Origin of the sequence: Quisquiliibacterium transsilvanicum (assembly GCF_014202215.1) — a bacterium.
Taxonomy (GTDB): Bacteria; Pseudomonadota; Gammaproteobacteria; order Burkholderiales; family Burkholderiaceae_E; genus Quisquiliibacterium; species Quisquiliibacterium transsilvanicum.
Genome location: NZ_JACHGB010000013.1, coordinates 1 through 11,344 on the forward strand (window position 1 = coordinate 1; position 11,344 = coordinate 11,344).

Consider the following 11,344-nt stretch of genomic DNA (forward strand, 5'->3'; position numbering starts at 1 on the left):
AGTCCAAGGTCAGCTTGCTTCATGGCTCACATCGTCGCTCGCAACACGGGTCCCGGACAAGCTGATCGCGGGTCGATTTTGCAGACCTTCCTTAGGCGCTTGCAGCGTTCATGGATCTAGCCCGCTTACCACACTTGCTGCGCTCGATATATGACGCGGTCGACCAACTCGAGGCGATGTTCCCGGGACGGCACTTCACGCCGGACGGGCATATGGTGGGCAGCCTTGGCGAGGCCTTGGCGGCTCATTACTATGGTGTTGAGCTATCCGTGGCGTCGTCTGAATGCCATGACGGCTCGTGCGATGGTCGAATGGTCCAAGTGAAAGCGACGCAAGGAAATAGGGTCGCTCTCTCAAGCGAGCCGGAGCACCTATTGGTTCTACGGTTCAATCGCGACGGGACCTTCGTCGAGCAGTACAACGGCCCTGGGAACATCGTGTGGAGGCTGGTGAGTCATAGGCCGCGGCCGAAGAACGGCCAGTACCCAGTGTCTTTGGCGGCCCTGCGACGCCTCATGGAGCACGTTCCGCCGGCGGCGCGTCTAAGGCAACACGCGCCTAACATTTCCATAGAGCGGACAGCTTCCGGCGAGCCGGAAGCTGCCGTTCATGTTTGACGTTAGAGCTCTCTCGATTAGCGAACAAAATGAAGCGACTCATAATCATCGCCGTAATCGGCTACTTCGCCTGGCAGGGATATGCGAAGAACCAATCCATGGTTGACGCGGATGAGGAGGCCGTCGATGGCGCCGAGACTGCTGTCGCGATTTCTCATCGTCTTTCGCAGTCGAGCCCTGCGAGCGCAGTGCGGTTCAGTTGCGATGGTCGAACGTACTGTTCCCAAATGACCTCTTGCGCAGAGGCAACGTACTTCCTCAAGAATTGCCCGGGAACGAAGATGGACGGTAACCGCGATGGTGTCCCGTGCGAGCAGCAGTGGTGCGGCTGACACTCCACCCCAGCGTGGCTCGCGTGTCCGCTCTAACTCGTCGCTCTAGCGGACCGCTGAAGGCGGCCGCTGAACTCAAACGTTAGGCGTCATGATCACGCAGTCCCAACTGACGCGGCGTGGTCATCTGCATAATTGACGGACCTGAAATTGGCCCGAAACCAGCAGCGCACGATTCGCAGGAGGCTATATGACTGGCTTTGACTTCGATCGTCCCTTCATCGGCTCCTCCGCATTCACTTGGTTCCGCGCGCTCGACGAAGAAACGTAAGCGTCCGGGCAACCCATCTTGCCCGCCGCGCTGAAGGCTGTCAGCCGTTGGCGGCCGGAGTCGCCCACCGATGCGGAAGCAACTCCTCGATGCGGCTCGCGGGATGCATCGGCAGCCTCTCCAGCACGTCCTTCAGGTAGGCGTACGGATCGTGCCCGTTGAGCTTGGCCGACTGGATCAGGCTCATCGCGGCCGCCGCCCGTTGGCCGCCGCGCAGGGATCCGGCAAACAGCCAGTTCGAGCGGCCCAGCGCAATCGGCCGGATCCGGTTCTCGATGTGGTTGTTGTCCGCGGGCAAGGCCCCGTTGCCGATGAAGCGCGTGAGCGCCTCCCACCGCTTCAGGCTGTAGTCGAGCGCCTTGGCAATTGCCGTGCCGTCGGTGGCCTTCTGCCGCTGCAGGATCAGCCATTTGTGCAGCGTGTCGGCGATGGGCCTGGACCTCAGCTGACGCAGGCGTTGTCGCTCGTCGGCATTCAGCTCGCGGGCGATGGATTCGATCTCGTAGAGTGCGCCGAAGAAGCGCAGCGCCTCCTCGGCCACCGGGCTCTTGTGGTTGGCCCACAGCTCGTGGAACTTGCGACGAGCGTGCGCCAGGCAGCCCGCCTCGGTGACACCGTCGGCAAACAGCGCCTTGTAGCCCGCGTAGTCATCGCACACGAGCGTACCGGACCAGCCCTCGAGGAAGCGGCGCGCATGCTCGCCGGCGCGGCTGTCGGCGAAGTCGTAGACGACGGCCTGCAGCGGGTCGTATTCGGTGGTGCCGTAGGTCCACAGATACGCGCGGTGCGTCTTGCCCTTGCCGGGCGAGAGCATCGCCACCGGCGTCTCGTCGGCGTGCACCACGCCGCGTGCGAGCAGTGCCTGGCGCAGCGCGTCGGCCAGCGGCTGCAGCTGGACGCCGCACATGCCCACCCACTGCGCGAGCGTCGAGCGCGGGATCGCCAGCCCGGCCCGGCCGAAGATGCCTTCCTGTCGATACAGCGGCTGATGGTCGAGGTACTTGGCCACCAGCACCTGGGCGAGCAGCCCCGCCGTCGGGATCCCCTTGTCGATCACATGCGCTGGCACCGACGCCTGCGTCAGCGTCTGGCAGCGCGTGCACGCCCACTTGCCGCGGACGTGACGCTCGATGCTGAAGACGCCCGGCACGTAGTCGAGCTTCTCGCTGACGTCCTCGCCGATGCGCTTCAGGGCACAACCGCAGGCGCAGACCGTGGACTCGGGCTCATGCCGGATCTCGGTGCGCGGCAGGTGCGCCGGCAGCGGTGCGCGCCGGGGCTGCTGCTTGGGGATGGCCTTCTCGTCGGCGCGCTGCAGCGCCGTGAGCTCCAGCTCGATCGCCTCGAGATCGGCCTCGATGGTCTCGTCGAACAGGTGGCGCTGCTCGCCCTGCAACTGCTCGCTGCGCGCCGCGAACTTCCAGCGCTTGAGGATCGCCATCTCGTGCGTGAGCTGGTCGATCTTGATCTGCTTGAGCGAGACCTCGCGCCGGGTGTCGGCGATCTCGGTGATCAGGCGGGCCGCGAACTCGCGAAGCTCATCCGCGTTCATCCGTGCCAGCTGATCGACTGCGTGCATGACCGAAATCGTGCCACATCGCCTTGCACGATGGGGCGGCTACGCAACGCGGATCGTCGCCGCGGTTCCGATTCGATGCCAGGGCAGCCCGATGACCAGCGCCTGCAGCTGCTCGGCCGTGATCGCCATCACCGATCCCGCCGGACTCGGTGCCCAGGTGAAGCTGCCCTGGTGCAGGCGACGGGCGCACAGCCACACGCCGATGCCGTCGTGCACCAGGACCTTCATGCGGTTGGCACGCCGGTTGGCGAACAGGTATGCATTGTGCGCACGCGCTTCGCCGAACACCTTGATGACCCGCGCCAACGCCGTCTCGGTGCCCGCCCGCATGTCCAGCGGCTCGACCGCCAGCCACACCGCGTCGATGCGGATCACCGCAGCAGCTCGCGCAGCCACGTGGCGCACTCGGCCGCGGCGCCGCTCGGCCAGTTCACACTGATGCTGGTGCCGGCCCGCTTGACCTCGATCCGGATCTCCGAGGGCGCGCTGGGCGCCGGCAACTGCAGCGGCACGAAGCCGGTGGTCGGCTCGGCCGGCGCGCACCGCGAGAGCTCCATGCTGCCTGCAGGTACAAGCCGCTCCGTCCGCTCCGCATCGTTGACCCACTTGCGAAGCATGTTGGCGTTGAGGCCGTTGGCCAGCGCCACCGCCGCAACCGACACACCGGGCTGTCGGCAGGCCTCGATCACCGCGGCCCTGAACTCGGGGCTGTGCCGGCGTCGGCGACGGCGAGCCGGCAATTCGATGGGAAAAGTATCCATGTGTCCGCCTGAAGTTACGTGGACACGAGGCTCCTATCTCCGGCGACCGGGTTCAAGATGGGTTGCCCGGACGCTTACGAAGAAACCGCCGAACGCTATGGAACGAAGGTTCAGGCTGCCTCGATGGCAAACTTCGAGTACGCCGCACGACACGCCCGCTTCTCGAAGTCCACAAGCATGAGGCCGCCACCGAGCATCGGCCGGAAGTTCCCCGGATACTTGGTGGTACGCAAAGTCGGCCGACGAGATCAGTACGAGACCTGGATGCCAGAGTCTCTGTTCGAAGAACTGTATGCGCCAGCTGAGCCGTCAACTGGTTCACCGGACAGCAACACCGCGAAGGCAAACGACGCCTAACATGTCGGTCAACCGGAGCGCCAACGGCATGGCACCTGGGCCGCGAAGCGCTCGCTGTCCATGCTGCGCCTCGCAGCCCAGGCATCGGAGCCTTCACTGCGCAGGCCGATAGACGCGATGCTGGCGTGAAGGCGCTCGTCACCAACACAACTTGGTGAATCCCGCGCGCAGCACTGGCGTTGCTGTGTTCGTCGGCGACTGGGCGATTTCGCAGCTCTGGCTCTTCTGGGTGGCCCCCATCGCTGGCGGTCTGCTCGGCGCCGTGATCCATCGCTTCATCGGGAGCGAAAGAAGCCAGTCCAGGGCTGGCCTCAATCGTCCTGCGGTGACGGCCGCCGGGTGTCCACGCAAGGGGAAAGGCTACCCCGCCACGACGGTTCCCTGAAGCGTATCGTTTCATGACATCGGCATGGCAGCGGACGGCGCTGCGCGCTCTGCTGCTTGGCCAGGTGCCGCAGACGGGAGGGTATGCCATGAGTGCACCTACGCTACAGGCCCAGATCGACGCGGCATACGCGTACGAAGCTCTCTTCGTGCCCGCCCTCTTCGGGCAGTGGGCGGCGAAAGTCGCAGACGCCGCGCAGCTCAAGTCCGGTCAACGAGTGCTGGATGTTGCCAGTGGCACCGGAATCCTTGCACGTGAAATCGCCTCGCGAACCGGATCGCTCGGGCGGGTGGTGGGGATCGACCCCAGTCCAGGCATGAATGCGGTGGCCAGAAAACTCGCCCCGGCCCTTGAATGGCGAGAGGGTGCCGCCGAGTCACTGCCTTTTCCCGACGGATCCTTCGACGCTGTTGTGAGCCAGTTTGGCCTCATGTTCTTCACGGACCGCCGCCAGGCGCTTCGCGAGATGCTGCGCGTCCTGACGCCCGAGGGGCGGTTGGTCATCGCGGTCTGGGACTCCCTGGAGAACATGCCCGCGTATGCGTCCGAAGTGGCGCTGGTGGAGCGGATGGCGGGACAGCAGGCGGCCGATGCCTTGCGCGCCCCCTTCGTGCTCGGCGATCGCAAGGAGCTGGCAACGTTGTTTTCGGAGACCGGGGTGGCTTCGGCCCAAGTCACCACCCATCGCGGGACGGCGCGGTTTCCCAGCATCCGGACCATGGTCGAAGCCGACCTCAGGGGCTGGTTGCCGGTCATGGGAGTCATCCTGGGCGAGGACCAGATCGAGCACATGCTGCAGGAAGCTCGGAGCGCTCTCGGTTCCTTTGCTGCCGCGAACGGAGAAGTTGCTTTCGACTTGTCTGCGCATCTCGTTGCCGTGGAGAAGCGTTGGCAATCCTGAGACGTGCCGTGCGGTAACGGCATGCAGCAAGCAGCGTTCGGCGACGCGGCTATTATGGCTACGCGTTCTTCGTCATGAGGCGCCCGGAAGGACAGCTGTAATTGGATCGGCAGCTGCAAGCTGCCGCCCAGCCATTTGCTGCAGGCGCGACGGCCCTGACGGGCCGCGGCCTGGGCTCGAACGTCGGCCGCCAGACATGAACCCGACCAAAGTCCAGCGAAGCACCACCAGGAAGCTGACCGACCTCCCAAACGTCGGCCCGACAGTGGCACGCGCTCTCGAGACAATCGGAGTGAACACTCCGTCGGATCTCGAGGACCGCGATCCCTTCGAGATGTACGAGCTGTTCTGCGAGCGGGCCAATGTTCGCCAGGACCCATGCCTCCTGGACACCTTCATGTCGATCACCGACTACATGTCCGGGAACGACCCGCGGCCGTGGTGGGCGTACACGGAAGAGCGAAAGAGACGTTACGGTCGCGTGCTGGCCTTGGGCCGCAAGGCGCGATGGCGTGGCTGACAATGCACGGCAGGAGCGAAAGCCCCAGGCGGCTCCGGCCTGAGCTCGGCCCTCAGGCAGCACCCGGACCTGTCCGCACCTGCATGGAGATCTTCCCCCTTGGACATTCCCCGCATCTTCAACATCACCGAAAGCGCTCACCGCATCCACAACCCCTTCACACCCGGGAAGCTCGCCACCCTCGGTGCGGCCCTGCGCCTGGAGCCGGGAACCCGGGTGCTCGACCTCGCCAGCGGCTCGGGCGAGATGCTGTGTACCTGGGCACGCGACCACGGCATCGTCGGCACCGGCATCGACTTGAGCCAGCTGTACACCGATCAGGCAAGACTCCGTGCCCAAGAACTCGGCGTCGCCGATCGGGTGGAGTTCACCCATGGCGACGCTGCCGGCTTCGTCTCCGACGAGAAGGCCGGCGTGGCAGCCTGTGTCGGTGCCAGCTGGATCGGCGGGGGAGTCGCCGGCACCATCGCACTGCTGGCGCAGAGCCTGCGCCCCGGAGGCATCATCCTCATCGGCGAACCGTACTGGCGGACGTTGCCGCCGACTGAAGCGGTTGCCAGCGGGTGTCTTGCCGGGTCCATCTCCGACTTTCTCCTGCTTCCAGGGCTTGTCGCGTCGTTCGGCCAGCTCGGCTACGACGTCGTGGAGATGGTCCTGGCGGACCAGGACAGCTGGGACAGATACGAGGCGGCCAAGTGGCTCACCATGCGGCGATGGCTCGAAGCCAATCCGGACGACGAGCTTGCGGAAGAGGTTCGGGCCAGGCTGAGCTCGGAACCCGAGCGCTACGCGGCTTGCACGCGTGAATACCTGGGCTGGGGCGTGTTCGCGCTGATGGCCCGATGACGGGCGGAATTCCGGGCGATCGCTTCCATCCGCGCCGTCTTCCGCGGCACCTCGCCGCCCGGATCGCGGGGCACTAAGTGGACGCCCCGGCTCCCTGGCTCGAACCTCGGCTCCCTTCAAGATTGCCGCAATGACTGAACTCTTTCCGCCCTGGCCGCTCTTCTCCGCGTTCCTCCTCGCGAGCTTCGTCCTCGCCGTCACGCCGGGGCCTGGCGTGCTGTACATCGTCACGCGCAGCCTCGTCCAGGGGCGCCGTTGCGGCCTGGTTTCGGTGGCGGGCGTCGCCCTCGGCAACCTTGGCAACGCTCTTGCGGCTTCGGCGGGTCTTGCCGCGCTGTTTGCGGTTTCGTCCCTTGCGTTCTCGGTGGTCAAGTACGCGGGCGGGCTCTACCTCGTGTACCTCGGTGCGCAGTTGCTCCGTTCCTCGCCTGTCGAGGATTCAGCCGCCGTTCCCCCTGCGGCGCCGCTCAGATCAGCAGGAAGCCGGGCACTCGCGCCAGCAGTGCGATGACGTCCTCGGCCAGCCCGTCGACCAGGAACCTGACGCGCGGGTCATCCGAGAGCACCGCGAACGGCAGCACTGCGATGGTGGGTTGATCGGCGACGGGCTCACCTTGCTTGCGGGCCTCGACATCGGCGGTCGGAGCGCAGTCGGTTACCGGCATCGAGAACCGGTACCCCCTGCCGGGAATGGACGTGATCGCATCCGGGCCGATCACCTTGCGCAGGGCAGAGACCTGCACCGACAGGTTGTTTTCCTCCACCACCCGGCCCGGCCAGACGAACAGGAGCGCCTCGTCCTTGGTGGCCACACGGTCGCGATGCGCCAGGAGGCACAGCAGCAGATCGAACGCGCGCGCGTCCAGCCGAACCGGCATGCCATCGACCAGCAATCGTCGCTCGTCCGGGCTGATCTCGCAGCGGCCGAATCGGACGGAGTTCTGCAAGCGGGCTTCCTCGGGAGTGTCGTTTAGGAATGTTTAGGAACTTCCAGCCCATCCTAAAGGACGAATCGGACGCGCCGGGCGGACAGTGAACTCCGTCGACACCCGAGCCTCGCGTGTCGGTACAAACCGACGGAGATTGAACATGGACACCTTCGCCGCCGGTGCCTTCCTGCCGCTGCTGATGGTGCTCGTGCTGCCGTCCTCCGCGCTGATGTGGAGCCTCGCGGGCAGTTCGCTCCTCTTCCTGGCGCTGCTGGGCGTGATCGCCGCGCGCGCCGGGGGCGCTCCGCTGCTCGTCTCCGCGACGCGGGTCACGTTCTGGGGCGCCCTGGCCATGGGGCTCACCGCGGCCGTCGGAGCCCTGTTCGGCGTGGCCGCGTGACCGGGGTGCCGGCTCCCTGACCGTTCGTCCGCAGGCCGGTCCCGGGCAGGACAATCCAGCCAGCACCTCCAGGCGGTTCACCCGCGGCGGCTGTTCCATGGCGGCCGGAAGCTGGGCGGCCCCGCCCATGCAGCCGGCAGGCGCGTCCTCCCCTTCAACGCCGCCCCCATGCCGCCCCGCTGGAATCCTTCCCACCACTCAAGCCCCGCAACGCCCCCAGCGTATTCGGCACGTGCCCGTCCGGGTTCGACGACGAGTACACGTAGACCACCTTGCGGTCGCGGCCGACTACGTAGGAGATCCGGCGCGCGTAGCCGCTGTCGAAGGGCATCGCCGCGCCGTAGGACTTCATGATGCTGCCGTTGGCGTCCGAAGCGACTGCGAACTTGTTGCGGCATTCGCTGACCGAGAACTTCTTCAGCGTGTCGATGTCGTCGCGCGAGACGCCGATGACCGTCGCGCCGAGCGCGGCGTATTCGTCGTGCGCCTCGGCGAAACTGTTGGCCTCGATGGTGCAGCCTTGCGTGAACGCCTTCGGATAGAAGTAGACGACGACCGGGCCACGCGCGAGTGCCTTCTCCAGCGAGAACTCGAAGCTGTCGCCGGCGAGCGCGGCCGGCGCGGTGAAGGCGGGCGCACGGTCGCCGACCTTCAGCTCGGCGCGCGCCGCGGACGGCGCGGCGAGCAGCGCGACCGGCATGAGCGACGCGGGAAGCCCGAGCGAAACGAATGACGCAAGCACCCCGCCGGCAAGGGCGTGGCGTGCGGAGCGGGATCGATGTTTCATGGCGATTCTCCCGAGCAGAAGGCCGTCGGAGCGGTCAATCGTAGCGCGTCCCTCCGCCTGCGCCAGCAGGCGCCGAGGCGGGTCGCTATCTTCCTGCGAGGCGCCAGGCTCGACGGCCGGGACGCCCATCCTGCCGGACATGATTAGGATATGCCTGTCGGCGTGGCCCTTGCGGCATCGGGCCACGCCATTCTCGTAGGGCCCGGGCGAAAGCCGGGCAGGAGCCATCCCGATGACGAGCACTGATTTCCCGGTCCGGAAGTATCTGATCGATGCACGCGAGCTTGGCGAGCGACTGGAGACGGTCACCCTGATCGACCTGCGTCCGGCGGAGGATTTTGCGGTCGGCCCTATCGAAGGCAGCAGGCATCTCGACCTCTACGGGGTAAGCCTGAACGACTCGTCGGATGCGCCGCTGAAAGCTTTCCTGTCGATGCTTCAGACGCTGTTCGGAACCCGTGGGGTGTCCCCGGACAAGCCCGTCATCCCGGTCTGTCACGGCGGCTACAGATCGGCGAACACCTTCCTTGCCCTGAAGCCCCTGGGCTATCCGCGCGTCCGGAACTACGTCGGGTCCTGGGGGGAATGGGGAATCCGGGACGATTCGAGGATCGTCGTCCCCGGTCCCTGAAAGCTTGGCGTACCTGCATGAACTACCTGCCAGTGCGACTGTCGCCGGGCGCCGATCTCCGGCGCTCCCTGGAGCGCGAGGCGAGCGTGTCGTTGGGCGGCTCCGCCTTCGTGGTCGCCGGTATCGGCAGCCTCGCGGATATCACCATCCGCCTTGCCGCTTCGGCGCAGGAGACCAGGGTGAGCGGGGCGTTCGAGCTGATCAGCCTGTCGGGCTCCTTGTCCCTCGATGGCGCCCATCTGCACATGAGCGTCGCTGACGAATCCGGTCGGGTCATCGGCGGGCACGTCTGCTACGGCAACATCGTTCGCACGACAGCCGAAGTCCTCCTCGTCGCGCTCGAAGCCTGGCAGTTGTCCCGTACCGTCGATCCCGATACCGGCTATCGGGAGCTTCAGGTCGGCAGCGCAGGCAGGAATGCCTGACCCTTCGCCCGAGGTGCGTCCATGAAAGCGTTGGAACTCAGCAAGACCTTCACCCTGATCGAGCCGGGCCCCGTCGTCCTGGTGACCACGCACGACGGCGCCCGCAGCAACGTCATGACGATCTCGTGGACGATGGTCACCGACTTCACGCCGCGCTTCGCGATCACCACCGGCGCGTGGAACCATTCGTTCCGGGCGCTCCGGAAGACGCGCGAGTGCGTGATCGCGATTCCCGGGGTCGACCTGCTGGACAAGGTGGTGGGCATCGGCACCTGCTCGGGGGCGGACACGGACAAGTTCGCCCGCTTCGCGCTCACGCCCCTGCCGGCCAGGGAGGTGGGTGCGCCGCTGATCGCGGAGTGCCTGGCCAACATCGAGTGCAGGGTCGTCGACATCGTGAGCAGGCACGGCATCGTCGTGCTCGAGGGGGTGGCCGCCTGCGTGGATACGGCGCGCAAGGAGCGGCGCACCTTGCATGCGGTCGGCGACGGAACCTTCATCGCGGATGGCCGTCGGCTGGACCGCCGCACGCAGATGGCGTCCAAGCTGCCGGCGGGGGTGTGGCCGCCGGTCGTGTAGATCTGCGTTGCCTGTCACTCGGCGCCGGCGTGATGCGATGATTCGGGCTGCCCGGCAGGTTCATGGACATCGCGCGGATCGGAGCCGGACGACGCGTCCGATGACGGTCGCAGCGGCATGGAGGATCGGTTGTTGGTGCGGTTCGAAGGACGGCCCGGGGCTCGGCCAGGCCGACGCTCGGGCCACGGGTGTCGTTCGAGGTGGAGACCGGTCCGCAGGGGAAGAAGCGTGCCCTCAAGGTGGAGCTCCTTCGGCCCGCGCGGGCACGCGCCAGGGCACCGGGACGCTCGCCGACCCGATGGGGCACGGCGACGCTGTTCGCCCTTCCGCTGTTCGTCGTGCCTTATCTCGTCGCGGACGTCCCAGTCTTGACGGGCGAACACCCGATCACGTCTACTTCACCTGGTTGCCGGCCGCTGGCCGCGGCGGCATTAGGGGCAGAGACGTCACTCATGAATCCCGCAGTACTGTCCGGCTGTGCGGAGCCACCTCCCGCCGTGCGCTTCGCCTTGCCACCTCCGCTCGGGAGCCACCGATGCACCCTGCCGTCCGCAGCATCAGAGTCTTCGGCGCCTACGTGGTCCTGACAGGCGTCGGGCTTCTCGTCGCGCCGAATCTGAAGCTGGCCCCGCTGGGTGCAGCAGTGCATCGCTATTGTGAGCCCAGCAGTTGAGGGGAGACGACCATGGAGAACAAGGAACTCGAACTCCGACGCCTCGAGCTCGAGGAAAAGAAGACGGAACAAGAGTATCTGGTTCGATTGAAGGAGATCGGGCTGAAGGAGGCCGACGCCAGGCGATCCCGCTGGTCGAATCCTCTGGTCCTTAGCATAGTCGCAGCCACCATCGCGGCGGCCGGAAATGCGTACATTTCGTGGCTGAATGGCTCCAACCAGCTCGCCGTCGAATCAACCAGGAACGCGGCACTAAGGAAGGTCTGCACAACTGGACTTCCGCACGCCGGACCACGTCAATGCGAAAGTTGATGTCGAACCGCTCAGCTACGCCTGTCGTTTCGTCGGTTC

General features: G+C 66.0%; 16 protein-coding genes and 1 pseudogene. 12 read left to right on the forward strand and 5 right to left on the reverse strand.

What is annotated here, in order from left to right:
* Positions 1-110: 110 nt before the first annotated feature.
* On the forward strand, positions 111-617 hold the full coding sequence (locus HNQ70_RS20685; protein ID WP_425504396.1) for a DUF6998 domain-containing protein: 507 nt from the start codon (positions 111-113) through the stop codon (positions 615-617).
* A gap of 98 nt (positions 618-715) precedes the next feature.
* Entirely contained in the window at positions 716-949 is a 234-nt protein-coding gene (locus HNQ70_RS20470) for an excalibur calcium-binding domain-containing protein (RefSeq protein WP_281381727.1), read from the forward strand.
* A 311-nt stretch (positions 950-1,260) separates the two neighbouring features.
* Here HNQ70_RS20470 and tnpC read toward each other — a convergent pair whose 3' ends face one another.
* Genes tnpC through tnpA form a run of 3 tightly spaced genes read right to left on the reverse strand, consistent with a single transcriptional unit; the run spans position 1,261 to position 3,560 of the window.
* On the reverse strand, positions 1,261-2,799 hold the full coding sequence (gene tnpC / locus HNQ70_RS19760) for an IS66 family transposase (protein WP_183970808.1): 1,539 nt from the start codon (positions 2,797-2,799) through the stop codon (positions 1,261-1,263).
* Positions 2,800-2,838: 39 nt separating this feature from the next.
* Positions 2,839-3,174, reverse strand: coding sequence for an IS66 family insertion sequence element accessory protein TnpB (tnpB, locus tag HNQ70_RS19765; protein ID WP_183970809.1), 336 nt, complete (start codon positions 3,172-3,174; stop codon positions 2,839-2,841).
* Positions 3,171-3,560 (reverse strand): IS66-like element accessory protein TnpA, encoded by a 390-nt coding sequence (gene tnpA / locus HNQ70_RS19770; RefSeq protein WP_183970810.1) that lies wholly within the window; start codon positions 3,558-3,560, stop codon positions 3,171-3,173. The genes tnpB and tnpA overlap by 4 nt, the downstream gene beginning before the upstream one ends.
* 511 nt (positions 3,561-4,071) lie before the next feature.
* Between tnpA and HNQ70_RS19775 the strand changes: the two are divergent.
* The 5 genes and pseudogenes from HNQ70_RS19775 to HNQ70_RS19795 form a co-directional block, all read left to right on the forward strand.
* A pseudogene (locus HNQ70_RS19775) lies at positions 4,072-4,302 on the forward strand (aquaporin); the annotation flags it as partial.
* 13 nt (positions 4,303-4,315) lie between these two features.
* Positions 4,316-5,203, forward strand: coding sequence for a methyltransferase domain-containing protein (locus HNQ70_RS19780; RefSeq protein WP_183970811.1), 888 nt, complete (start codon positions 4,316-4,318; stop codon positions 5,201-5,203).
* A 196-nt stretch (positions 5,204-5,399) separates the two neighbouring features.
* Positions 5,400-5,723: a helix-hairpin-helix domain-containing protein gene (locus HNQ70_RS19785; RefSeq protein WP_183970812.1), complete on the forward strand. Its 324-nt coding sequence runs from the start codon at positions 5,400-5,402 to the stop codon at positions 5,721-5,723.
* A 99-nt stretch (positions 5,724-5,822) separates the two neighbouring features.
* Entirely contained in the window at positions 5,823-6,569 is a 747-nt protein-coding gene (locus tag HNQ70_RS19790; RefSeq protein ID WP_183970813.1) for an SAM-dependent methyltransferase, read from the forward strand.
* A gap of 130 nt (positions 6,570-6,699) precedes the next feature.
* A complete protein-coding gene (locus HNQ70_RS19795; protein WP_221302919.1) occupies positions 6,700-7,080 on the forward strand; it encodes a LysE family translocator in 381 nt (126 codons plus the stop codon).
* Here HNQ70_RS19795 and HNQ70_RS19800 read toward each other — a convergent pair.
* Entirely contained in the window at positions 7,037-7,462 is a 426-nt protein-coding gene (locus tag HNQ70_RS19800; RefSeq protein WP_246435206.1) for a winged helix-turn-helix domain-containing protein, read from the reverse strand. The genes HNQ70_RS19795 and HNQ70_RS19800 overlap by 44 nt on opposite strands.
* Before the next feature lie 196 nt (positions 7,463-7,658).
* Here HNQ70_RS19800 and HNQ70_RS19805 point away from each other — a divergent pair, with 196 nt between their 5' ends.
* Positions 7,659-7,898 carry a VIT1/CCC1 transporter family protein gene (locus HNQ70_RS19805; protein WP_425504397.1) on the forward strand — a complete coding sequence of 80 codons (240 nt, stop codon included), beginning with the start codon at positions 7,659-7,661 and terminating at the stop codon, positions 7,896-7,898.
* A 154-nt stretch (positions 7,899-8,052) separates the two neighbouring features.
* On the opposite strand, the gene HNQ70_RS19810 is transcribed toward HNQ70_RS19805, so the two are convergent.
* Entirely contained in the window at positions 8,053-8,598 is a 546-nt protein-coding gene (locus tag HNQ70_RS19810; protein WP_183970819.1) for a peroxiredoxin, read from the reverse strand.
* A gap of 319 nt (positions 8,599-8,917) precedes the next feature.
* Between HNQ70_RS19810 and HNQ70_RS19815 the strand changes: the two genes are divergently transcribed.
* The 4 genes from HNQ70_RS19815 to HNQ70_RS19830 all read left to right on the forward strand — a co-directional run bounded on the left by HNQ70_RS19815 (position 8,918) and on the right by HNQ70_RS19830 (position 11,305).
* Positions 8,918-9,316, forward strand: coding sequence for a sulfurtransferase (locus HNQ70_RS19815; protein ID WP_183970814.1), 399 nt, complete (start codon positions 8,918-8,920; stop codon positions 9,314-9,316).
* A 17-nt stretch (positions 9,317-9,333) separates the two neighbouring features.
* Positions 9,334-9,741, forward strand: coding sequence for a PPC domain-containing DNA-binding protein (locus HNQ70_RS19820; protein ID WP_183970815.1), 408 nt, complete (start codon positions 9,334-9,336; stop codon positions 9,739-9,741).
* Between the two features lie 21 nt (positions 9,742-9,762).
* Complete coding sequence (locus HNQ70_RS19825) at positions 9,763-10,320, forward strand: flavin reductase family protein (protein ID WP_183970816.1); 558 nt, start codon at positions 9,763-9,765, stop codon at positions 10,318-10,320.
* 685 nt (positions 10,321-11,005) lie between these two features.
* The gene (locus tag HNQ70_RS19830) at positions 11,006-11,305 is read left to right on the forward strand and encodes a hypothetical protein (protein ID WP_183970817.1); all 300 of its coding nucleotides are present in this window, start codon (positions 11,006-11,008) and stop codon (positions 11,303-11,305) included.
* Positions 11,306-11,344 lie beyond the last annotated feature (39 nt).